Source organism: [Micrococcus luteus] ATCC 49442, from assembly GCF_010367585.1.
Lineage (GTDB): Bacteria > Actinomycetota > Actinomycetes > Actinomycetales > Micrococcaceae > Arthrobacter > Arthrobacter luteus_A.
In genome coordinates this window covers 2,658,120-2,680,623 of record NZ_JAAAXP010000001.1, presented here as the reverse complement: position 1 = coordinate 2,680,623, position 22,504 = coordinate 2,658,120, and the positions used below count along the sequence as shown (strand labels likewise).

The window sequence follows — 22,504 nt, the reverse complement described above, 5'->3', positions numbered from 1 at the left end:
CCCGAAGGCGCTTTGCGGCGCCCGGGCCGCCTTTGCATGCCGTCGCTCTGCCGTTTTTATCGTTATGTCTCCTTTCGGACACGACCCGGTGTAAACGCTTGCATTTCTTCCGGGACCTTAATTAGTCTGTGATTCATACCACGCCTCACCGTTCCACAACGTGGATCGCACCCTTTTCTGTAACTCACCGAGGAGTCCTCAGCTGATGAAAAACCGCAAATACCTGCTACCGATAGCCGCTACGGGAGCCTTGGCGCTGGCCCTGACCGGGTGCAGCAGTTCGGGGGGTGGAGGTGGAGCGGAAACCAGCGACGTCGACTGCGCTCCGTACGAGAGCTATGGCAAGCACGAAGGGAAGACCGTCTCGGTCTACTCCACCATCGTGGACATCGAAGCCACAAACCTCGAAACGGCGTTTGCTCCTTTCGAGCAGTGCACCGGGGCCACCATCAAGTACGAGGGCAGCAAAGAGTTTGAGACCCAGATCGGCGTCCGTGCCAAAGCAGGCAACGCGCCGGACATCGCCATCTTCCCCCAGCCGGGACTGATGGCCGATCAGGCCAAGGCGGGCAACCTGAAGCCCGCACCGCAGGCCGTCTCGGACCTGGTCGATAAGAACTGGTCCGCGGACTGGAAGAAGTACGGCACCGTAGACGGCGTTTTCTACACGGCTCCCATGCTCGCGAACGTCAAAGGCTACGTCTGGTACGCCCCGAACACGTTCAAGGACAAGGGCTGGGAAGTTCCCAAGACCTGGGACGAAATGTTGACGCTGTCCGACAAAATCGCCGACGACGGCACCATGAAGCCCTGGTGTGCAGGCTTCGAATCCGGCGAGGCCACCGGCTGGCCGGGCACGGACTGGGTGGAAGATGTTGTCCTCCGCGTCCAGGGCCCCGAGGTCTATGACCAGTGGGTCAGCCACGAGATCCCCTTCAACGATCCCAAGATCGTGGATGCCTTGAATAAGACCGGCGAGATCCTCCTGAACGACAAGTACGTCAACGGCGGTTTCGGCGACGTACGGTCAATCCTGAGCACCGGCTTCGCACAGGCGGGCCAGCCCGTCCTCGATGGGCAGTGCGCCATGCACCACCAGGCCAACTTCCAGGCCGCCAACTGGCCGGAAGGCACGGTTGTGGCTCCTGACGGTGACGTGTGGGCCTTCATGACGCCCCCCACGGACGCCAGCAAGGGCCAGGCCATCACCGGCGGCGGCGAGATGGTGGGCGCCTACAAGGACACCCCCGAGGCCCAGGCCTTCCAGGCCTACCTGGCCAGCGCAGAATTCGCCAACAACCGGGTCAAGCTCGGCGGCGTCATCAGTGCCAACAAGGGACTGGACCCCGCGAGTGCGCAGACGGAACTCGACAAGCAGTCCATCGCCCTCCTGCAGGATCCGGACACGGTCTTCCGCTTCGACGGCTCTGACCTGATGCCGGGCGCCGTAGGCTCCAACTCCTTCTGGAAGGGCATCGTTGCATGGATCAACGGCGCACCGGCCCAGCAGGTGGCCGACAGCGTCGAAAGCAGCTGGCCGAAGGGCTGACCTCCTTCACACCGCGCCCTTGGGACTTCCAGTCCCAAGGGCGCGGTGTCGATTCCGCACTATCTGATCCACGCACACCTCGGAGGTTGGGCAATGGAATTTCTTGGAGGAAAGTTTCTTCAAGTTGCAATAGCTCTAGCGGTTTTTGCCGCACTGATTGGGCTCATCATGCTGATTGTGGACAGGGCTCCCAAATCAGTCAAAGACAAAGTAACGATCGTTGGCTTCCTGGCGCCGGCGGCAATCCTGATGTTGGTAGGTCTCGTATACCCGGCCGTACAGACGTCGTTTTTGGCATTCACGAATGCTTCAGGCCAGCCAAACGGCGTGGATAACTTCGTCTGGATGTTCACCCAGCCGGAAGCGCTGGTTACCCTCCGCAACACGGTCATTTGGACAATCCTGGTGCCCCTGCTCTCCACCGGCTTTGGCCTGGCCTACGCGGTCTTCATTGATAAGGCCCGCGGTGAGAAGGCCCTCAAAGCCCTGGTGTTTATGCCCATGGCCATCTCCTTCGTGGGTGCCGGCATCATCTGGAAGCTGGTCTACGACTACCGCGGCCCCGCCATCGAACAGACCGGCGTTATCAACGCAGTCCGCGTCGCCCTCGGCATGGACCCCAAACAGTTCCTTCTCGATGCTCCCGAGAACACCATCTTCCTCATTATTGTGATGGTGTGGATTCAAACCGGCTTCGCCATGGTGATCCTCTCCGCAGCCATCAAGGGCGTCCCCATGGAGCTGGTGGAGGCTGCCCGCCTCGACGGCGCCAACCCGTGGCAGCAGTTCCGGAACGTCACCATTCCCGGAATCCGCGGCGCACTGGTGGTGGTGCTGACCACCATCACCATCGCCACCCTGAAGGTCTTCGACATTGTCCGCACCATGACGGCGGGAAACTACGAAACCTCTGTTGTGGCAAATGAGATGTATACCCAGGCCTTCCGTGCCGGCGAACCGGGCAGGGGCGCAGCGCTCGCCCTGGTTCTCTTCCTCCTCGTCCTGCCCATCGTGGTCTACAACGCCCGCGTACTCCGTCAGCAAAGGGAAATCCGATGACCGTCATGCCAGCGCCGGATGAGGCCGCCAACACGTCCCGGACACAGACGCGCCCCAGCAAGGGCCGTCCCGTTTCGCCGGAGGATTCGGCGCCGATCATGCGGCGCGTCAAAACCAAGCTGACATCACGATGGGCCACCGCGGCCGCCGTGATCATCGCAACAATCTGGACGGTGCCTACGTTCGGGCTCCTGGTGTCCTCCTTCCGCCCGGCGGCCAAACAAGTGGGACCGCGCTCGGACGGCTGGTGGAACTTCTTCACCGACTGGGACTTTACGTTCAAGAACTACGTTGACGTCACGGCCGCTGCCGGATCGCAGTCCGCCAACCTTTCCCAGTACTTCGCCAACTCCGTGGCGATCGTCATCCCGGTAACGGTCTTTGTGCTGGTGCTTGCCTCAATGGCGGCTTACATCTTTGCCTGGGGAAATTTCAAGGGCAGGGAGGCGGCGTTCATCTTCGTCTTCGCCCTGCAGATCATCCCCCTGCAGATGGCGCTGATCCCGCTGCTGACGCTGTTCACGCAGGTGCTCCAGATCCCGCCGGGGTCCTACGCCCAACTCTGGATTGCCCACACCATGTTCGGGCTTCCCCTGGGCATCTTCCTCCTCCACAACTTCATCTCGGAAATCCCGGGTGAAGTGATTGAGGCGGCCAAGGTGGACGGTGCCGGCCACACCACCATTTTCTGGCGGATCATCCTGCCGCTGTCCGTGCCCGCCCTGGCCTCGCTCGCCATCTTCCAGTTCCTGTGGGTGTGGAATGACCTGCTGGTTGCGCTGGTGTTTTCCGGCGGCACGGCGGACGTTGCTCCGATCACCCAGCGGCTCGCCGAGATCTCCGGTACCCGTGGCAGCAGGGATTACCTGAACCCCGCAGCAGCCTTCGTTTCAATCATTGCGCCGCTGGTGGTCTTCTTTGCCCTCCAGCGCTACTTCGTCCGTGGTCTGCTCGCGGGCGGACTGAAGGGCTAAGAGCACCGTGGCCGGCGCAGGGAACTGTGCCGGCCACATTGGTCCGGTAACACTATGAACCGGAGGAACCCGCCAAATATCATGTCGTGGGGGTAAGCGCAGGGAACTGCATAGTCTGCACGAGCCCATGAGGGGAAAACTGTGGCACGCAGTACGGAAAGGTCGCAACGCGGCGGCCATAGCGGGGTCAGCATCGAGGATGTGGCAGCGGCCGCCGGAGTGTCCACAGCCACCGTGTCCCGGGCCGTGCGCGGGCTGCCCCGGGTCTCACCTGCCACGCGCGAAAAGATCCTGGAGGTGGCCAGTGCCCTGGGCTACGTGGCGTCCTCCTCCGCCTCCGGACTTGCCACCGGCCGCACCAGGACCATCGGTGTGCTGGCGCCGTTCGTGAGCCGCTGGTTCTTCTCCAAGGCCATCGAGGGTGCGGACCGCGAACTTCACGCCCGCCAGTACAACCTCTCCCTCTTCAACCTGGGCGGGCACGGCAGCAACCGGGAACGCCTCTTCAGCAAGACCATGGTCTATAAGCAGATAGATGCCCTGCTGGTCCTGTGTATGGCCCTGACCCACGACGAGTTGGAACACCTGCAGAAGATCGACATCCCGCTGATCGTGGTGGGCGGCCATGTCGAGGAATGCGCTTACATCGGGATCGACGACTACGCGGCCTCCTCTACGGCCGTCCGGCACCTGATCGACCTCGGCCACCGGGACATTGCGCTCCTGCATGGCGACGACGAAACGGACCTCAACTTTGACGTTCCCCGGGTCCGGATCCTGGCGTTCAAGGAGGTCATGGCCGCCGCACAATTACCCATCCGCCCCGAGTGGGATGAGTGGGGCGACTTCACGGTCCGCAGCGGCCAGGAAGCCTTCCGGCGGCTGTGGGCGAGGCCCGGACCCAAGCCCACCGCCATCTTCTGCGCCTCGGACGAAATGGCCATGGGCGTGATTTTCGAAGCCGCCCGGGCAGGGGTCCGCGTGCCCGGGGACCTCTCCGTGGTGGGGATCGACGATCACGATTTCGCCGGCCCGATGGGCCTGACCACCGTGGGCCAGCGGCCCGACGAACAAGCCGAACTCGCCACCAAGATGCTCCTTGACGAACTGAGCGGCATGCACGGGGCGGTGCGCTCCGCCGTCGCGCCCCACCAGCTTATTGTCAGGAGCACGACGGCGCCGCCTCCTTCCTGAGGCAGCGCGCCGCCGGCGCAGGGGACAGAGAGTGCCGGGTTTGGGAACGGTGCGGTCAGGACGCGCGGGCGAGCTGCCGGATGGGAATCCAGCGGGAGGCCAGCCGGCGGTAGGCAGCCGCCGCACCCGTCATGTCGCCCTCGGCCAGGCATTCGATGCCGAGCCGGATGTCCATGGGCGACTCGTCCGGGTACACCTTGTCCGCGACCGCGCCATAGTCGAGTTCCACCATGGAATTGACGTGGAACATCTCCAGCCACTCCGTCAGCTGCGCCAGGTCATCCAGCATGTCAAGGTCCGGGGCGGCGAGGGCCAGGTTTGCCACGGCGTAGCGTGCCCGTTCCATGGCATCGGTGATGGGGGCCCACACCCTGACGGTAAGGATCCGGCCGCCGGCCTCCACCACGTCCTTGTGATCGCCCTCGGCAAAAAGCGAGAACCAGCTAAACGGAATGCCCCACGTGGAGGCGCGGGTGTGGACCCGGATACTGCCGTCGCGGGCCTTGACCTGGTCGATCCGCTCCTGGTGTTTGTCGCGCTGCTCCTCGGGAATCAGCAGTTCAGCCAGGGGGCCGTGGATGCCTTCCATCAGCGCGTTGGCGGCGAGCCCGGCGCGCAGGACCAGCTGGCTGGGACAGTACAGCAGGATGCGATCGGCTGCCGCTTCGTCGCCGGTGCCGGCGGCAGCATCGGCGTCGGGCGCCCCTGTTTTCGGGCTCCGGCGGGGCGGTACGCCGGGCGCGGTGGTGACCCGGACCAGATCCGTCCGCCCGGTGGGGAAGGGGTCCCCGCCGGGGCGGGTGATCCGGCCCAGCGAGGCCAGCAGCTCAGCATTCTCGACGGCGGCCCGGGACGCCGTGCGTGCACCGGCTGCCCGAATGGCTTCCCGCTGCCCTTCGGCGAAGGCTTCCAGCGGCTCGTAGACCCGGAGCGTGGAGGAGAATGGCAGGCCGGCCTGGCCCCGGTAGAGGTTTCCCGTCATGACAGACTCCCTTCCAGGGCCCCGGCAGCAGCCATCAGTCGGCCAGCTCCACCAAAACCGGTGCGTGGTCCGAAGCGCCCTTGCCCTTGCGCTCCTCGCGGTCGATGGACGCGCCGGTGACCCGGGCGGCCAGGGCGGGGGAGCCCAGGACAAAGTCGATCCGCATGCCCTCCTTCTTGGGGAAGCGCAGCTGCGTGTAGTCCCAGTAGGTGTAGACGCCGGGCCCGGGGGTGTACTCGCGGGCCAGGTCCTTGAACCCGGCCTCTTCAAACGCGTGGAACGCAGCGCGTTCGGGCGGGCTGACGTGGGTGAACCTGTTATTGACGAAAAGGTCGATGTCCCAGACGTCGTCGTCGAAGGGTGCGATGTTCCAGTCGCCCATGAGGGCCACCTGGGCGTTCGGATCGGCACTGACCAGGCTCTGGGCGTGGGTCTTCAGAGATTCAAGCCACTTGATTTTGTACGGCATGTGTTCGTCGTCGAGGGACCTGCCGTTGGGCACATACAGGCTCCAGATCCGGACGCCCCCACACGTGGCAGCCATGGCGCGGGCCTCCTGCACGGGGTCCTTGCCTTCCTTGCCGAACGGGGGCTGGTCCAGGAACGTGCGCTCCACGTCTTCCAGGCCTACCCGCGAAGCGATAGCCACGCCGTTCCACTGGCTGACGCCGAAGTGGGCCACCTCGTAGCCCATGCGTTCAAACAGCTCCCACGGGAAATTCTCGTCCTTGCACTTGGTCTCCTGGATCGCCAGGACATCGCAGTCACTGCGTTGCAGCCAGGCCTCAACACGGTCGGCGCGGGCACGGAGGGAGTTCACATTCCAGGTAGCAATCTTCACAGTCCCTAACTTACCTTGGCGGCGCCGATGCGGGGAAAGCCCCGGGATGGCGCTTCGCTCACAGTCCGCCGGGGGAGCCTTCAGCCTTTCAGCCCGGGAAAATCAGCGTCGGAGTACTCGATTCCAAAGCCGCCCGCCGCCTCTCCCGCCGTCTTCCCGGCTGCCTTCCCCGCCGCTGCGTCGGTGCCTGAGCCGTGCCTGGCTTCCTCCCGCTGGCGCAGCTCCACGCGGCGGATCTTGCCCGAGATGGTCTTGGGCAGTGCCCCGAATTCGAGCCTGCGGATGCGCTTGAAGGGCGCCAGGTGTTCACGGCAGTACCGCAGGATGTCCTCGGCCAGCTCCGGCCCCGGCTCCAGCCCGGCCACCAGGACCACGTAGGCCTTGGGGAGGGAAAGTTTAAGCGCATCCGGCGACGGCACCACGGCAGCCTCGGCCACCGCGGGGTGCTTCAGGAGCACGCTTTCCAGTTCGAAGGGCGAGAGCCGGTAGTCCGATGATTTGAAGACGTCGTCATCCCGGCCCACGTAGGTGATGATTCCGTGCTTGTCCCGCCGGGCCATGTCGCCCGTGTGGTAAAAACCGTCCCGGAACGCCTCCGCGGTCTTCGCTGCGTCCCCGTAGTAGGACTTCATCAGCCCCACGGGCCGCTGGTCCAGGCGCAGGCACAGCTCGCCGTCGTCCGCTTCCTCCCCTGAGTTCGGGTCCACCAGCACCACGTCGTAGCCCGGAAGGGGCTGCCCCATGGCGCCCACCGTGACCGGCTGGCCCGGTGTGTTGGCCACCTGGACCGTGCTCTCGGTCTGGCCGAAGCCGTCACGGATGGTCTGTCCCCAGGCACGCTTGACCTGGTCTATCACCTCGGCGTTCAGCGGCTCACCGGCGGAGACCACTTTGGTGGGCGGAGTCTTCAGCAGCTTCAGGTCCGCCTGGATCAGCATCCGCCAGACCGTAGGCGGGGCACAGAAACTGGTGACCGACTCGCGGTCCATCTGCTCCATCAGGGCGCGGGCGTCGAAGCGTTCATAGTTGTAGACAAAGACGCACGCCTCTGCGATCCAGGGGGCAAAGAAATTGGACCACGCGTGCTTGCCCCAGCCCGGCGAAGCCACGTTCAGGTGCACGTCGCCGGGTTCCAGCCCGATCCAGTACATCGTGGACAGGTGACCCACCGGGTAGGACGTGTGCGTGTGCTCCACCAGCTTGGCCTGGGACGTGGTTCCGGACGTGAAGTACAGGAGCAGCGTCTCGTCCGCCCGGGTGGGCGCGCCGGGCGTGAAGGTGTCCGGCGCCGTCGCCGAATCCGCGTACTGCAGGGCTGTGGCGTTGACGTCGGGTGCGGAGGCCGCAGGGGTGCTGGCCGCGCCGCGGCCGCCGACATCAATGAGGCGGTAGTTGCCGGGAACGCGGGCAAACTTGCCGAGGTTCGAATGCCCGACGGCGGCCCAGCCCGCCTCGCCGCGCTCCACCCGTTCGGCCAGGTCATCGGGACCCATCAGGGTGGTGGTGGGGATCAGGACGATTCCGAGTTTGATGCCGGCGAGCATCAGTTCCCAGAGCTCCACCTGGTTGCCCAGCATCACGATCATGCGGTCGCCGCGGCGAACACCCTGGCTTTGCAGCCAGTTGGCGGCCTGGTTGGAGCGGGAGGCGAGGTCAGCGAAGGTCCTGCGGGTGGCCGAGCCGTCCTGTTCCACGATCACCAGGGCCGGGTTGTTGGCTTTGGCCGGGTCGGCGGCGATCTGGTCGAACCAGTCGAGCGCGAAGTTGAACTCCGAAAACCGGGGCCATTCGAACTCCCGCCGGGCCCGGTGGTAGTCGGAACGGAGGGCCAGCAGGTGGTCCCGTGCTTCGCGGAAATCATCGGTCACTGACAACGGGGAGACCTTTCGCCACGTGATGCTGATCACTGATATCCAACCCTGTGCAATATACTAGGACATCCAAGAGTTTGGAAGACCGAAGGGACGCAGACCCGTGCAGCCACAAGGACGTGACAGTGAGGCCGGCCGTGATGTAACAGGCCCGCCGCCATTCCCCGATGCCGACCTGATGTACGTCGTGGACCTCCTCCCGGCCGCCGAGCGGGAGCGGTACCTGGACATCCGCGCGTTCCTTCAGTCCACGGTCCGGGCTGCTTCCATTGGCTACTGGAACCGCGAGGAATTTCCGTTCGGCCTGCTGGCCGAGATGGGCAAGCGGGGGCTGGGGACACTGCAGACCGATGGCACCTCCAAGCTCTTCAAAGGCCTGATGTACGTTGAAGTGGCCCGGGCGGACGTTTCGCTGTCTGCCCTCGTGGGGATCCATAACGAACTGATCGTGGGCATGATCGACTCGCTGGGATCCGAGGAACAGAAGCAGCGGTGGCTGCCGGGCCTTGCCACGTTCACCCAGCTGGGGGCGTTCGCCCTGACAGAGCCGGAGCACGGCTCGGACATTGCCGGCGGACTGGAGACCTCCGCGCGGCTGGAGGGCGGCGAGTGGGTGATCAACGGCGCGAAGCGCTGGATCGGTGCGGGCACCATTGCGGACTTTGCCCTGGTGTGGGCCCGCGACCAGGCGGACGGCCAGATCAAGGGCTTCATTGTGGAGACGGACCGTCCGGGCTACGTAGCAACCAAGATTGCGAACAAGATCGGCCTGCGGATCATGCAGAACGCCGACATCGTGCTGGACAACGTCAGGATCCCGGCGTCAAACCTGCTGCCGGGCGCCACGGACTTCACCAAGGCCAACGACCTTCTGCGGGATTCCCGGGCATGGGTGGGCTGGCAGGGCGCCGGCATCCAGCTGGCCGCGTTCGACATCGCCCGTGCCTACGCCCTGGAACGGCGGCAGTTCGGCAAGGAACTGGCGCGATTCCAGTTGGTCCAGCAGCAGCTGGCGGAGATCCTGGGCAATGCGTCGGCCTCACTGGCGCTGATGGCCCAGCTGGCCCGGATCCAGACGGACGGCAAACTGGAAATGGCCCAGGCCGCCATGGCCAAGTCCACGTGCACCCGCCTGGCACGCTCCTCGGTGGCCATGGGCAGATCACTGCTGGGCGGCAACGGCATCAGCGCGGACTATGAAATGGGAAAGCTGTTTGGCGACGCCGAAATCCTTTACACCTACGAAGGCAGCTATGAAATCAATTCGCTTATTGTGGGCCGGGCGGTAACCGGCAAATCGGCATTCGTCTGACGGCGTTCGTTCTGGCAACACGCAGCCCTGGATTTCGCGCAACAAAAAACTGCCCTGGCCATGCTGGGAAGCACGGTCAGGGCAGTTGATCAGAACCTTACAGCGGGCGAATGTTCTCTGCCTGCGGGCCCTTGGGACCTTGGGTCACATCGAATTCGACTTTCTGGTTCTCATCCAGCGAGCGGTAGCCGCTGCTGGCGATTGCGGAGTAGTGCGCGAAAACATCGGCGGATCCGTCGTCCGGAGCGATGAAGCCAAAGCCCTTTTCAGCGTTGAACCATTTTACTGTGCCTGTTGCCATTGCTAACTTCCTTTGTAACCCTTTTCTGGTCCTGCTCGGACGGCAGGCAGATGCGGAGACTGTGGTCCGCTCTCTCAAACCTAGGGGGTGCGCGGTGGCCGTGCAATAGCTGCGGTCATCAACTGTCACTCCTGTTTTTGAATAGTCTCTGCATGACGGGCCGTTGCGGACCGCCGAAATCAGCCATCAGCCGGCCTCCGGACTGTCCTGGCCGTGACTGCCGGCTAGCGCATGCCCTCCCGGCGGATGGCCGTTGCGATGGCCGCGGCGCGGGTCTCTACGCCGAGCTTGGCGTAGATATGCGCCAGATGGGTCTTGACCGTGGCTTCGGAGATGAACAGCCTTTGGCCCAGCTCGCGGTTGCTGAGCCCTTCGGTCAGGAGGCTCAGCAGTTCCGCTTCCCGGGGCGTCAGGACTTCGTCGGGGTTGCGGAGCTGCTGGAAGAGCCGGGAGGCTACGGGGGCGCTCATCACGCTTCGGCCCTGGACAGCGCCCCGGATTGCCGCGAAGATTTCGTCCGGATTTGCGTCTTTGAGGAGGTAGCCCATGGCGCCGGCGTCCACCGCACGGACGATGTCAGCGTCCGAATCGTAGGTGGTGAAAACCAGGATTGCCTGCCGGCTGTTGCGTTGCCGCAGCAGCCGGATGGCCTCGATCCCGTCCATTCCGGCGCCCATGGCCAGATCCATCACCACCACGGCGGGCGCGAGGTGTTCCACGAGGTCCAGGGCTTCCTCGCCGGAGGCGGCTTCAGCCACTACCTCGAGGTCCGGCTGGGTGCCCAGAAGTGCCCGCAGCCCGCTTCGGACCACCAGATGATCGTCCACGAGCAGGACGGTGATACCGGTCATGCGTCTGCCCGGGTTATCCGTTGCAGGGGCGGCTCCGGCTGCACGGCCGGCACTTGGGCGGCCACAATGGTCCCTTCGCCGGGGGTACTTTCCACCGAGAATACTCCGCCCAACTGCTCCACCCGCTGGCGCATGGCCCGCAGCCCGTAGCCTCCGGCGTCCGACGGCGGTGCTGCCGCCGACGGGTCAAACCCGTTGCCGTCGTCGTAGATGTCCAGGGTGACGGAGTCCGGAAGGAAACCCAGCGTCAGTGTGGTGGTGGCGGCGCCTGCGTGCTGCTGGATGTTCGCTGCCGCGCTTTGGACCACCCGCAGCAGGGTGTGCCGGACTTCTGCCGGCACCGGGCGCGGCTCGCCGGTGACCAAGAGCCGCGTGTGCGGGACGTATTGCGAGGCAGCGAGGTGCAGGGCTTCGGGCAGCGGTGACGTGTCAAGCTTTGGGGAAGCGAGCTCGTGCACCAGGCTGCGGGTCTCGGAAAGGTTCCGCCGCAGCAGTTCGGTGGCCTGGTTAAGCTCCTGGCGGGACCCCGGGCCGGGCCAGGACCGGTCCGCTGCTTCCAGGAGCAGCAGGCTGCTGGCCAGGCCCTGCGTCACAGTGTCGTGGATTTCTCGCGACACCCGCTCGCGTTCGGCGATGGTTCCCGCCCGGCGTTCGCTGGCCGCCAGCTGTCCCTGTGCCAGCGATACCTCGGCATGAAGCCGCCGCTGTTCGGCCGCGTCATGCTCGAGCCGGTCATAGATCAGCGTCAGCATTATGCCGACGGCGAGCGGCCCCAGCAGCATCGCGAGGTCTGTCCAACCGCTGAGGCGAAACAGCCCCGCTGCCGTGGCGGCAGCCGTCGCACCTGCCGCCACGTAGCCCACAGCACCCGTAAAAGCTGTCCGGCAGAGGAAGAAGATCGCAAACGAACACCACGCAAAACTGGGTGCCGCGATGACCAGGACTGCCCAGACGGCCACAAAGACCAGCATCCAGACTGCCCAGGGGCGTCCCTGCCGGGCGAGGACAGCGATTACGGCGTACAGAGCGCAGACTGCTCCCGCGAGCCCCAGGACCAGAACATTGTCCTCAACGCTGTGCCGCATGGCGTAGCGAACAGCCGACGCGACGAGCAGAACCGCGAAGCCCACGTGGACGGCGGTTTGGATCACCTCGAACCGCCCCTGGACTGCGCCGGGCAGCGCAGGCAGGGCAGGTCCGGCAGGAAGGGCAGGTAGCTCCGGTTTAGCAGGCAACACCGGTTCAACAGGCAGGGGTTCACGTGGGGATTCTGGGGAGGGCATGTGGTCCGGCTTCGGGTCAGGGGAATGCTCATCCCATGCTATTGCCCGCGCCGTTCCTGGTCTCTCAGTCTTTTGGCTGATACCGCTGGCCGTTCGGGTGACCGGACCGCAGCCGAACGCCTGATGCCTGGCACGGCGGGGGCTGGGCAGGATGGAGATGAGGCCGCAGCCGGACCCGGACGACGGTCCTGCCGCGCCACCCAAACCCACAATCAAGGAGAGCCCCCGTGAAGAAGACCAACAAGATTGCTGCCGCTGCCGCCGCCGGAGCTTTGCTGCTGACCGGAGGCCTCACCGCCGCGGCCGACGCCGGGACCAGCCAAGGGGCTGCGCAGGCTGCCGTGCCCGCTTCGGCCGCAGTATCCGGCGTCGTTCCCGCCGCCGACATCCCGCAGTCAGCGGCAACAGTGGTGACGCAGAACCGCATCACCGTGGGCGCATCCGCGGACGCCGTCCGGGCAGCCCTCGCCAAATGCCAGGCGGACAAACTGCCGTTCGTCACGGTGGCCCTTGTAGACAGGTTCGGCACGGTCCAGGCCCTCCTGCGGGGAGACAACGCCGCCGAGCACACCATTGAGGCAGCGAAGCAGAAGGCCTATACCGCGGCCGCCTTCGGCACCCCAACCAGCGAACTGGCCAAGCGCATCAACGGCACCGGGCCCGGGATCGCGGACCTGCCCGGCACCCTGTTCCTGGCCGGCGGCGTGCCGCTGAAAGTCAACGGTGTATCTGTGGCGGGCATCGGAGTGGGGGGTGCGCCGGACGGCACCCTGGACGAAGCCTGCGCCAACGCCGGCGCCGAGGCAATTGCGGCAGCGGCCGCCGGCTCAGCCAAGTAGGCTCGGCTGCATGAGGTGGTCCAGGCCATGGCGCCAAGCGCGGGAAGCGGCGATTCTTACTCTGGCGGGTGGCTTTGTGGTGTTCTTGACAGCGTGCCAGGCGGGCCCCGGTGAGCCGCCGGGGGCGGAGCCGCCGCCATCCACCGCTCTGGACACCCCCGCTGCCCCCGCACCGCCGCCTCCTGCCCCGACAGCTCCGCCCGCTTCCAACCCGCCACCGCCGCTGTCCGCCGACGCCCGGGCACAGCTGGACCAGGAGCTGATCGCCGCAGCGAAAGCGAACAACGCGGCGCTGGTGCGCGAGCTCATCGGCCGGGGCGGCAATGTAAATGCGAAGGACGCCCTTCAGGACTCGGCGTTCCTCTACGCCGGAGCCGAGGGGTTCAACGGGGTGCTCCAGCTGACACTGACAGCCGGCGCTGACGTCGCCAGCACCAACCGCTACGGCGGTACGGCGCTGATCCCGGCCAGCGAACACGGCCATGTAGAGACGGTCCGCATCCTCCTGGCCGCCGGTGTACCGGTCAACCACGTGAATAACCTTGGTTGGACCGCCATGCAGGAGGCCATCCTGCTCAACAACGGCGGGCCCAGTCAGCAGGACGTCGTGCGGCTGCTCCTCGACGCCGGCGCGGACCCCGATATCCGCGATCCTGAGGGCCGGACCGCACTGGAGAACGCCGAGCGTCTGGGCTTTGTGGAGATCGCCGACCTGATCCGGGCCCGCTAGCCGAGGTGGTGGGTTCATCGGTTGCTCCGTAACGGCCCTTTTGACTGCTCAAAACGGCCACTACGGAGCAACCGATGGTGGTGGGCTCACACGGCTTCGAGCACGCTGACGTAGTTGGCGATGCCTACGCCGCCCATGTTCTGCACCGCCGCACGCCGGGCGCGGCCCAGCTGCATGTCGCCGGCGGTGCCGGTGAGCTGCATGGCGGCGATGACGTGCTGCGATACGCCGGTGGCGCCCACGGGGTGGCCCTTGGCCTTGAGCCCGCCGGAGACGTTGACGGGCAGCTTGCCGTCCTTGAAGACCCAGCCTTCGGTCACGGCACGGGAACCCTGGCCAGGTTCAGTCAGGCCCATGGCCTCGTACATCAGCAGTTCGGCGATGGTGAAGCAGTCGTGGACTTCGGCAAAGTCCAGGTCGTCAAGCCCGACGCCGGCCATCGCCAGGGCGCGCTGCCAGGACATGCGCGTGGCCGCGAACGCCGTGGGATCCCGGCGTTCGGCAGGGAAGAAGTCGTTGGCGTGACCGAACCCGGCCAGCCGCACCGGCGCCGTCACCCCGCCCGTTGGCGAGGCGGAAAGCACAACTGCGGCGGCGCCGTCGGACACGGGGGAGCAGTCGGTGCGGCGCAGCGGATCGGCCACCATGGGGTTTTTGTCCGAGACGGTGCGGCAGAAGTCCTCGCCGAGGTCCTTGCGGAGCTGGGCGTAGGGGTTGTCCACGCCGTTGCGGTGGTTCTTCGCCGCGATGGTCCCCAGCACATCCGACACTGAGCCATAGCGCTTCTGGTAGTGCTTCGCGACGTCGGCGAACAGGCCCGTGAAGCCCGTGGTGGAGGTCTGGCCGGCCATGTCGTAATCAGCGCCGAGGAGGGCGGCGCCCACGACGTCGGCCCCGGCGTGAGTCATCTTCTCCGCGCCGATTACCAGGACGGTCTTCGCGGTGCCGGCCAGCAGGGACTTGGTGCCCTGCTGGAAGGCAGCCGAACCGGAAGCGCACGCGTTTTCCACGCGGGTGGCGGCGACGTTGGCCAGGTCCGGGGAGACCTGCAGGGCCAGGGAGGACGGGAACGCCAGCGGCATCATGCCGGAGTTGAACTGGCCCAGGTAGATCTCGTCGATCTTTCCGGCCTCGATGCCGGCGTTGCTGATGGCCTCGGTGGCCACCTGGACGATCAGGGATTCGAGGGTCTCGTCCGTCAGTTTGCCGAACCGGCTGTGGCCCCAACCGGTGAGCAGGACATCCTTGCCGAACTGTTTCTGCAGGCTCATGCCGTGGCTCCTTCCAGTGCGAGGGCAATATCGAACGCCGCTTCGGTCTTTTCTCGGATCTCGGCCACCGTGACGCCCGGCGCGAGGCGGGTCAGCGTGAGCTGGCGTGCGCCGCCGTCGTTCTTCACAACATCGAAGACCGCGAGGTCGCTGATGATCCGGTCCACGCAGCTCAGTCCCGTGAGCGGCAGGGTGCATTCGGTGACGATCTTGGGCGTGCCGTCCTTGGCGTTGTGCTCAGTCAGAACCACCACGCGCGGCGTGCCGGCCACCAGGTCCATGGCGCCGCCCATGCCCTTGACCATCTTGCCGGGAATGGTCCAGTTGGCGAGGTCGCCGTTGCCGGAGACCTGCATGGCACCCAGGATGGCGACCTTGACGTGGCCGCCGCGGATCATGCCGAAGGACGTGGCGGAGTCGAAGATGCTGCCGCCGTCGAGCACGGTGACGGTCTGCTTGCCGGCATTGATGAGGTCGGCGTCTTCCTCGCCTTCATACGGGAAGGGGCCCATGCCCAGCAGGCCGTTTTCGCTCTGCAGGACCACGCGGATGCCCTCGGGCAGGTTATTGGCCACCAGTGTGGGGATGCCGATGCCCAGGTTCACGTAGTCGCCGTCGTTCAGTTCCTCGGCCGCGATGGCAGCCATTTCATCCCTGGTCCAGGCCATGGGGTTCTCCTTAGGTAGATTCAGGGGGTTATGCAGATGCGAGTTCGGCGCGGGGCCGGACGGTGCGCTGCTCGATATCCTTGACCCGGTCAGTTGCCTGCACCAGGTGCTGGACGAACACGCCCGGGGTGACGATGTGGTTGGGGTCGAGTTCACCGGGCGCCACGATGACTTCCGCTTCGGCGATGGTGACGGCGCCCGCTGTGGCCACCGCCGGGTTGAAGTTCCGGGCGGTGTAGCGGTAGATCAGGTTCCCGTCCGTGTCGGCAGTGTGCGCATGAACCAGTGCGACGTCGGCGCGGATGGCGCGCTCCTGGACGTACGTTCCGCCGTCGAACTCTGCCAGCGGCTTGCCTTCAGCAACCAGTGTACCCACGCCGGTTTTGGTGTAGAACGCGGGGATGCCGGCGCCGCCGGCGCGGAGGCGTTCCGCCAAGGTGCCCTGCGGGGTGAACTCCACCTCGAGTTTTCCGGCGAGGTACTGCTCGGCGAAGAGCTTGTTTTCCCCGACGTAGGAGGCGATGACCTTGCGGACCTGGCCGGCTTCGATCAGGATGCCCAGGCCTTTGCCGTCCACCCCCATGTTGTTGGAGACGACAGTGAGTTCGCGGACGCCGGAATCGCGGACCGCCTCGATCAGGTCTGCCGGGATGCCGCTCAGGCCGAAACCGCCCACCGCGAGCGTCATGCCGTCCCGGAGCAGGTCCTCCAGGGCAGCTGCGGCGTTGGATTTAAGTTTGGACATTCCATCTCCTCGTCATCGAGCGGTCAGAGCGCCTCAGTGATATCCACTTTGTGGACAACGGGCCTGATCCAGGAGCCTATGGTGGCGCCCGAACTCGGTCAACGGCGCAATCCGCCCAATAGCGCTGTTCTTTCACAGCGTGGACGGTAGGCTTTAGAGTGTCCACATTGTGGAGGAATTCTCTTACAGGAGGCCTTTATGGCACATCCAGTCCAAGGCACGCAGGTGGTAGGGCGGGTTGCGTCGCTGCTGCGCCTGGTCGGCCGCAAGCCGGAGGGGAGTTCCCTGGCCGGCCTGGTCCGCGAGTCCGGACTGACCCGGCCCACCGTCCACCGGCTCCTGGCCTCCCTCGCCGCCGAAGGCCTCCTGGATCACGATGCCAAAAGCGGCAACTGGATCCTTGGCCCGGAGATCTTCCTGCTGGGATCCGTGGCGGCGGCCCGCTTTCCCTTTGAGGACATCGCCCGGCCTGGCCTGCGCCGCCTGGCCGAGGAAACCGGGGAGAGCGCCTTCTACTCCATCCGCCGGGGCCACGAAACGGTCTGTGTGCTGCGCGAGGAGGGCAGTTTCCCGGTACGGTCCTTCGTCCTGCATGAGGGCGTCCGTTTTCCGCTCGGCGTGGCCTCAGCCGGGACGGCGATCATGGCCTTCCTGCCGGACGGCGAACAGGAGGACATCCTGTCCAACTGGGAGCAGCACGCAGGAGCCTTTGCTGCCGGCCACCGCCAGGACCTTGTCCGCGGCAACCTCGAACGGACACGGCTGCATGGCTATGCCGTGAATCCGGGGCTTGTCCTGGAGGGCAGCTGGGGGATGGGGGCTGCCGTGTTCGACCAGCTGGGGCGGCCGGTGGGTGCCCTTTCGCTCACCGGCATCGAGCCTCGGTTCCGCCCGGAGCGGCAGGAACTTCTCGGCAAACTCCTCATGGAGGAAGCTCATCGGATGAGCGCCAGGCTGCCGGCGGAGCGGGCTGCCCGGCAGGCCTGAATCCCGTCATCCCGGCCAGGGCGCCCCGGCCCGGCGCCCCCTAGAAATTAGTAGGAAGTCCGAGTAGATTCGGGTTCAGGGACGACCCCCACATGCAAAGGAGCATTCGATGGTGCACGAGCTTTCACACTACGTCGGCGGCCAGCGGATCGACGGCACGTCCGGGCGGTTCAGCGATGTCTACGATCCCTGTACGGGCCAGGTGCAGGCCAGGGTGCCGCTGGCCAGCAAGGAAGAAGTGGCCAATGCGGTGGCCACCGCCGAGAAGGGCCAGCTGGAATGGGCGGCCATGAACCCGCAGCGGCGGGGCCGGATCCTGCTCAAATTTGTGGATCTGGTCAACGAGAACATGGACGAGCTCGCCACCCTGCTGTCCTCCGAGCACGGCAAGACCTTCCCCGATGCCAAGGGCGATATCCAGCGCGGCATCGAAGTGGTGGAGTTTTCCGCCAACGCCCCGCACCTGCTCAAGGGTGAATTCTCGGACGACGCCGGCACAGGCATCGATGTCCACTCACTCCGCCAGCCCCTCGGCGTCGTCGCGGGCATCACCCCGTTCAACTTCCCGGCCATGATCCCGCTGTGGAAGTCCGGTCCGGCGCTCGCCGCGGGAAATGCGTTTATCCTCAAGCCCTCCGAACGCGACCCGTCCGTGCCCCTGCGGCTTGCCGAGCTCTACAGCCAGGCCGGTGTTCCGGACGGCGTCTTCAACGTGGTCAACGGGGACAAGGAAGCCGTGGACGCACTCCTTGAAGACCCGCGGGTAAAGGCCATCGGCTTTGTGGGCTCCACCCCGATCGCCCAATACATCTACGCCACGGCGGCCGCGCACGGCAAGCGCGCACAGTGCTTCGGCGGCGCGAAGAACCACATGGTGATCATGCCCGACGCCGATCTCGAGATGGCTGCCGACGCCCTGATCGGTGCCGGGTACGGTTCCGCCGGGGAACGCTGCATGGCCATCTCCGTTGCCGTTCCCGTGGGCCGGGAGACCGCCGACGCCCTGGTGGCCAAGCTGACCCAGCGCGTCAAAGCTCTCAAGGTGGGCCACAGCCTGGACAAGGAATCCGACTTCGGACCGGTGGTGGCAGCCTCCGCCAAGGACAGGATCGAGGGCTACATCCAGGCCGGCGTGGACGAGGGCGCCACGCTGGTGGCCGACGGCCGCGGCCTCACCGTGGACGGCTACGACGGCGGCTTCTGGGTGGGCCCAACGCTCTTCGACAACGTCACCAAGGACATGAAGATCTACAAGGAAGAAATCTTCGGCCCGGTCCTCAGCGTCCTCCGCGCCGCCGACTACGACGAGGCGCTGAGGCTCTGCTCCGAGCACGAGTTCGGCAACGGCGTCGCGATCTTCACCCGGGACGGGGATGCTGCCCGCGACTTTGCCAGCCGGGTGGAAGTGGGGATGGTGGGCATCAACGTCCCCATTCCGGTGCCCATCGCGTATTACACCTTCGGCGGCTGGAAGGCCTCCGGCTTCGGGGACCTCAACCAGCATGGCGCCGATGCGTTCCGTTTCTACACCAAGACCAAAACGGTCACCACCCGTTGGCCCTCCGGCATCCGCCAGGGCGCCAGCTTCGTGATGCCGGCCGGCAGCTGATGGGCAGGTCACCCCAAGCGGAGCAGGCACCTGAGGTCCTGTTTGAACGCCGCGGACACCTGGGCGTCATCACCCTGAACAGGCCAAAGGCCGTCAACGCGCTGAACGCCGGCATGGTGGCAGCCGTGCTGGAGCAGCTCACTACCTGGGCCCAGGATGACGCCGTGGCCACCGTCCTGGTCCGCGGCGCAGGGGACCGTGGCCTGTGCGCCGGCGGTGACATCGTGGCCATCTACCAGGACCTACTGGCGGGAGGCAGCGCCACAGCGGAGTTCTGGACCACCGAGTACCGGCTGAACGCGCTCATTTCCCGTTACCCCAAACCGTACGTGGCATTTATGGACGGCCTGGTGCTGGGCGGCGGCGTAGGAATTTCCGCGCACGGCTCCCTCCGCGTCGTCACGGAGCGGACCCGCACCGGGATGCCGGAAACCACCATCGGTTTTGTGCCCGACGTCGGCGGGACCCTTCTGCTGTCCCGCGCGCCGGGGGAGTCCGGCACGCATGCGGCGCTCACCGGCGCCCACCTGAGCGGGGCCGACGCACTGTTCCTCGGGCTCGCGGACCACTTTGTGCCGTCCGGCAGCCTCCCGGCGCTCGCCGAAGCGCTGGAAAGCGCGACGGCGGCAGACGCCGTCGGGCGCTTCGCGGAGGATCCGCCGGCCTCGGCCCTTGCGGAACGGCGGGAATGGATCGATGCTGCCTATGCCTCCGACGACGCGGAGGAGATTGTCCGCCGGCTCCGCGCCGCGGGCGGGGAAGCGGCGGACGCTGCAGCCACCATCGAGGCGAAGTCGCCCACCGCCGTGAAGCTCACGCTTGCCTCCCTGCGGCGCGTGCGCGGCTTCTCGCTGGCGGAAACGCTGGCGCAGGAATACCGGGTGGGGATGCGCTCCCTGGCGGGGCCGGACTTCCGCGAAGGCATCCGCGCCCAGGTGGTGGACAAGGACCGCAACCCGCACTGGAAGCCCGCGACCCTCGCTGAAGTGACCGCGGCCGACGTCGAACACTACTTCGCGCCCCTGGGCGACCGTGAGCTCCAACTTCACACTAAGGAGTCCGACCATGTCTGACAGAGCAGCTTCCGGCACCATCGCCTTCCTTGGCCTGGGCCATATGGGCGGTCCCATGGCGGCCAACCTGATCAAGGCCGGGCACGGCGTGGCGGGCTACGATCCGGTGCCCGCGGCCGTGGAGGCGGCGAAAGCACACGGCATCCCCATGGCTGCCTCCGCGGCGGAAGCGGTGACCGGCGCCGCCATTGTGCTCACCATGCTGCCCAGCGGACAGCACGTCCTGGACGCCTACCGCGGCGTGGACGGGGCGCCCGGCCTGCTGTCAGTGGCCGCGCCTGACACCATGTTCCTCGACTGCTCCACCATCAATGTTGACGAGGCCCGCGAGGCCGCTGCGATCGCCTTGGAGGCCGGGCACCGCTCCGTTGACGCACCCGTTTCCGGCGGTGTGGTGGGGGCCGAAGCGGGCACCCTGACATTTATGGTGGGTGCCCTGCCGGAAGACTTCGAAACCGTGAAACCCGTCCTGGAGCTGATGGGAAAGCGCGTTGTCCATTGCGGGGACCACGGCGCCGGGCAGGCCGCGAAGGTCTGCAACAACATGATCCTGGGTGTGTCCATGATCGCCGTCAGCGAGGCTTTTGTGCTTGGCGAGAAGCTCGGCCTGACGCACCAGGCACTGTTCGACGTCGCCGCCAATGCCTCCGGCCAATGCTGGGCGCTGACCACCAACTGTCCCGTTCCCGGGCCCGTACCAACCAGCCCGGCCAACCGCGACTACCAGCCCGGGTTCGCCGGCGCGCTGATGGCCAAGGACCTGCGGCTCGCCCTGAACGCCCTGGAAAGCACCGGCGTGGCGGCACAGATGGGGCCGCTGGCGTCCAGGATTTACGACGAGTTCGCCGCAGGGGGCGGGGCAGGACGCGATTTCTCGGGCATCATCACGGATATCAGGGACAAATCAGCCACGTAGCGTTGCACGTGGACAACTTTTCACTCACACACTAAGGGGCACGGCTTGGCGCAGCACTACGAAAACATTCTTGTGGAACAACGTGGCCGGGTGGGGCTGGTGACCCTCAACCGGCCACAGGCGCTCAACGCCCTGAACAAGGCCACGATGGAGGAGGTTGTAGCCGCCACCACCGCCATGGACGCCGACCCCGCCGTGGGTGCCGTGGTGATCACCGGCTCGGAGAAGGCCTTCGCAGCGGGCGCGGACATCAAGGAAATGTCCTCCAAAGGCTACGTGGAGATGTACGCGGCGGACTGGTTCCGGGGATGGGAAAGCCTGACCAGGCTGCGGATCCCGGTGGTGGCTGCGGTATCCGGGTTCGCCCTGGGCGGCGGCTGCGAGCTCGCGATGATGTGCGATGTCATCATCGCCGGCGACAACGCCAAATTCGGCCAGCCGGAGATCAACCTCGGCGTCATCCCGGGCATGGGCGGGTCCCAGCGCCTGACCCGCGCGGTAGGCAAAGCCAAGGCAATGGACATGGTCCTCACCGGACGCATGATGGATGCCGCCGAGGCCGAACGCGCGGGACTGGTTTCACGCGTGGTGCCGGCGGCATCGGTGGTGGAGGAAGCACTGAAGGCTGCCGAAGTGATCGCGTCCAAGTCCAAGCCCGCCGCCATGCTGGCCAAGGAAGCCGTGAACGCCGCCTTCGAGCTGGGCCTCGCGCAGGGCGTCCTGTTCGAACGCCGGATGTTCCACTCGCTGTTCGCCACGGAGGACCAGAAGGAAGGCATGGCCGCGTTCAGCGAAAAGCGCAAGCCGGAGTTCAACCACCGCTAACCAACCATCCATTGCTCCGTACCTGTCGTTTTGAGCCACCTAAAGGACAGGTACGGAGCAATCGATCAGTCCGTGAAGTCGCCGGCGGCTTTGCGGAAATCGCCCAGGACCCGGAGCAGGTGCTCCACGTCCTCGTCGGCGAAACCGGACTTGCCGAATACCTCGGTGTTGAGCGCCGCCGTCGAGCGTTTCGCCAGGGTGCGGCCCTCGGCGGTGAGCTCAATCAGGGTGGTCCGGCCGTCGGTGGGGTGCGGGGAGCGGGCCACCAGGCCCGCCTGTTCGAGGCGGTCGACGGCGTTTGTCACCGAGGTGGGATGCACCTGGAGCAGCGCGCTTGCCTTGTTCATGGGCAGCGCGCCGCTGCGGGCGAAGCTCAGCAGCGCCAGCAGCTCGTAGCGGGCGAACGTCAGCCCGAACGGCTTGAGGACCGCCTCGATCCGGGCGAGCAGGATCTGCTGGGTGCGCATGATGGCGGTGATGGCTGCCATGGGCGCAGCGACGTCTCCCCAGCCGTGGCGTTCCCAGTTCTGCCGTGCCTCGGCGATGGGATCGCGGGGGAGCGGAGTGCCCACGGTGCCTCCTGACATTGCCGGGCCAACAGCCCGCGTGATGATCTCACCAGCA

22 protein-coding genes are annotated in these 22,504 nt (G+C 65.9%); 12 read left to right on the top strand and 10 right to left on the bottom strand.

Annotation, left to right across the window (positions count from 1 at the left end):
• The first annotated feature begins 205 nt into the window (after positions 1 to 205).
• From GUV69_RS12120 to GUV69_RS12105, 4 genes are all read left to right on the top strand, one after another.
• Positions 206 to 1,549 (top strand): ABC transporter substrate-binding protein, encoded by a 1,344-nt coding sequence (locus tag GUV69_RS12120; RefSeq protein ID WP_164202650.1) that lies wholly within the window; start codon positions 206 to 208, stop codon positions 1,547 to 1,549.
• Between the two features lie 93 nt (positions 1,550 to 1,642).
• The gene (locus tag GUV69_RS12115; protein ID WP_164202648.1) at positions 1,643 to 2,608 is read left to right on the top strand and encodes a carbohydrate ABC transporter permease; all 966 of its coding nucleotides are present in this window, start codon (positions 1,643 to 1,645) and stop codon (positions 2,606 to 2,608) included.
• On the top strand, positions 2,605 to 3,582 hold the full coding sequence (locus GUV69_RS12110; protein ID WP_164202646.1) for a carbohydrate ABC transporter permease: 978 nt from the start codon (positions 2,605 to 2,607) through the stop codon (positions 3,580 to 3,582). Before GUV69_RS12115 ends, GUV69_RS12110 begins: the two co-directional genes overlap by 4 nt.
• 141 nt (positions 3,583 to 3,723) lie before the next feature.
• Positions 3,724 to 4,776, top strand: coding sequence for a LacI family DNA-binding transcriptional regulator (locus GUV69_RS12105; RefSeq protein WP_164202644.1), 1,053 nt, complete (start codon positions 3,724 to 3,726; stop codon positions 4,774 to 4,776).
• Between the two features lie 55 nt (positions 4,777 to 4,831).
• On the opposite strand, the gene GUV69_RS12100 is transcribed toward GUV69_RS12105, so the two are convergent.
• From GUV69_RS12100 to GUV69_RS12090, 3 genes are all read right to left on the bottom strand, one after another.
• Entirely contained in the window at positions 4,832 to 5,758 is a 927-nt protein-coding gene (locus tag GUV69_RS12100) for a DUF8083 family protein (RefSeq protein ID WP_164202642.1), read from the bottom strand.
• 34 nt (positions 5,759 to 5,792) lie between these two features.
• The gene (locus GUV69_RS12095; protein ID WP_164202640.1) at positions 5,793 to 6,599 is read right to left on the bottom strand and encodes an exodeoxyribonuclease III; all 807 of its coding nucleotides are present in this window, start codon (positions 6,597 to 6,599) and stop codon (positions 5,793 to 5,795) included.
• 80 nt (positions 6,600 to 6,679) lie between these two features.
• Positions 6,680 to 8,473: an AMP-binding protein gene (locus tag GUV69_RS12090; protein WP_164206506.1), complete on the bottom strand. Its 1,794-nt coding sequence runs from the start codon at positions 8,471 to 8,473 to the stop codon at positions 6,680 to 6,682.
• A 175-nt stretch (positions 8,474 to 8,648) separates the two neighbouring features.
• Here GUV69_RS12090 and GUV69_RS12085 point away from each other — a divergent pair, with 175 nt between their 5' ends.
• Positions 8,649 to 9,782, top strand: coding sequence for an acyl-CoA dehydrogenase family protein (locus GUV69_RS12085; protein WP_244292861.1), 1,134 nt, complete (start codon positions 8,649 to 8,651; stop codon positions 9,780 to 9,782).
• A gap of 97 nt (positions 9,783 to 9,879) precedes the next feature.
• Here the strand turns inward: GUV69_RS12085 and GUV69_RS12080 are convergent, their stop codons facing one another.
• The 3 genes from GUV69_RS12080 to GUV69_RS12070 all read right to left on the bottom strand — a co-directional run bounded on the left by GUV69_RS12080 (position 9,880) and on the right by GUV69_RS12070 (position 12,169).
• Positions 9,880 to 10,083 carry a cold-shock protein gene (locus GUV69_RS12080; protein ID WP_013599688.1) on the bottom strand — a complete coding sequence of 68 codons (204 nt, stop codon included), beginning with the start codon at positions 10,081 to 10,083 and terminating at the stop codon, positions 9,880 to 9,882.
• Positions 10,084 to 10,307: 224 nt separating this feature from the next.
• The gene (locus GUV69_RS12075; RefSeq protein WP_164202636.1) at positions 10,308 to 10,934 is read right to left on the bottom strand and encodes a response regulator; all 627 of its coding nucleotides are present in this window, start codon (positions 10,932 to 10,934) and stop codon (positions 10,308 to 10,310) included.
• Positions 10,931 to 12,169 (bottom strand): sensor histidine kinase, encoded by a 1,239-nt coding sequence (locus tag GUV69_RS12070; protein WP_244292708.1) that lies wholly within the window; start codon positions 12,167 to 12,169, stop codon positions 10,931 to 10,933. The genes GUV69_RS12075 and GUV69_RS12070 overlap by 4 nt, the downstream gene beginning before the upstream one ends.
• 275 nt (positions 12,170 to 12,444) lie before the next feature.
• Here GUV69_RS12070 and GUV69_RS12065 point away from each other — a divergent pair, with 275 nt between their 5' ends.
• Both GUV69_RS12065 and GUV69_RS12060 read left to right on the top strand, forming a co-directional pair.
• On the top strand, positions 12,445 to 13,056 hold the full coding sequence (locus tag GUV69_RS12065; RefSeq protein ID WP_164202632.1) for a GlcG/HbpS family heme-binding protein: 612 nt from the start codon (positions 12,445 to 12,447) through the stop codon (positions 13,054 to 13,056).
• A 76-nt stretch (positions 13,057 to 13,132) separates the two neighbouring features.
• Positions 13,133 to 13,786 (top strand): ankyrin repeat domain-containing protein, encoded by a 654-nt coding sequence (locus GUV69_RS12060; RefSeq protein ID WP_244292707.1) that lies wholly within the window; start codon positions 13,133 to 13,135, stop codon positions 13,784 to 13,786.
• 86 nt (positions 13,787 to 13,872) lie between these two features.
• Here the strand turns inward: GUV69_RS12060 and GUV69_RS12055 are convergent, their stop codons facing one another.
• The 3 genes from GUV69_RS12055 to GUV69_RS12045 are packed head-to-tail and all read right to left on the bottom strand — an operon-like array spanning position 13,873 to position 16,470.
• Complete coding sequence (locus GUV69_RS12055) at positions 13,873 to 15,057, bottom strand: acetyl-CoA acetyltransferase (protein ID WP_164202630.1); 1,185 nt, start codon at positions 15,055 to 15,057, stop codon at positions 13,873 to 13,875.
• On the bottom strand, positions 15,054 to 15,725 hold the full coding sequence (locus GUV69_RS12050; protein WP_164202628.1) for a CoA transferase subunit B: 672 nt from the start codon (positions 15,723 to 15,725) through the stop codon (positions 15,054 to 15,056). The genes GUV69_RS12055 and GUV69_RS12050 overlap by 4 nt, the downstream gene beginning before the upstream one ends.
• Positions 15,726 to 15,753: 28 nt before the next feature.
• On the bottom strand, positions 15,754 to 16,470 hold the full coding sequence (locus tag GUV69_RS12045) for a CoA transferase subunit A (protein WP_164202626.1): 717 nt from the start codon (positions 16,468 to 16,470) through the stop codon (positions 15,754 to 15,756).
• A 198-nt stretch (positions 16,471 to 16,668) separates the two neighbouring features.
• Between GUV69_RS12045 and GUV69_RS12040 the strand changes: the two genes are divergently transcribed.
• The 5 genes from GUV69_RS12040 to GUV69_RS12020 all read left to right on the top strand — a co-directional run bounded on the left by GUV69_RS12040 (position 16,669) and on the right by GUV69_RS12020 (position 21,880).
• Complete coding sequence (locus GUV69_RS12040; protein WP_164202624.1) at positions 16,669 to 17,457, top strand: IclR family transcriptional regulator; 789 nt, start codon at positions 16,669 to 16,671, stop codon at positions 17,455 to 17,457.
• A 109-nt stretch (positions 17,458 to 17,566) separates the two neighbouring features.
• Positions 17,567 to 19,066, top strand: coding sequence for a CoA-acylating methylmalonate-semialdehyde dehydrogenase (locus tag GUV69_RS12035; protein ID WP_164202623.1), 1,500 nt, complete (start codon positions 17,567 to 17,569; stop codon positions 19,064 to 19,066).
• Entirely contained in the window at positions 19,066 to 20,139 is a 1,074-nt protein-coding gene (locus GUV69_RS12030) for an enoyl-CoA hydratase/isomerase family protein (protein WP_164202621.1), read from the top strand. The genes GUV69_RS12035 and GUV69_RS12030 overlap by 1 nt, the downstream gene beginning before the upstream one ends.
• Complete coding sequence (gene mmsB, locus GUV69_RS12025) at positions 20,132 to 21,055, top strand: 3-hydroxyisobutyrate dehydrogenase (protein ID WP_164202619.1); 924 nt, start codon at positions 20,132 to 20,134, stop codon at positions 21,053 to 21,055. The genes GUV69_RS12030 and mmsB overlap by 8 nt, the downstream gene beginning before the upstream one ends.
• A 45-nt stretch (positions 21,056 to 21,100) precedes the next feature.
• Entirely contained in the window at positions 21,101 to 21,880 is a 780-nt protein-coding gene (locus GUV69_RS12020) for an enoyl-CoA hydratase (RefSeq protein ID WP_164202617.1), read from the top strand.
• Positions 21,881 to 21,945: 65 nt separating this feature from the next.
• Here GUV69_RS12020 and GUV69_RS12015 read toward each other — a convergent pair whose 3' ends face one another.
• Positions 21,946 to 22,452, bottom strand: coding sequence for a MarR family winged helix-turn-helix transcriptional regulator (locus GUV69_RS12015; RefSeq protein ID WP_164202615.1), 507 nt, complete (start codon positions 22,450 to 22,452; stop codon positions 21,946 to 21,948).
• Positions 22,453 to 22,504: the final 52 nt, after the last annotated feature.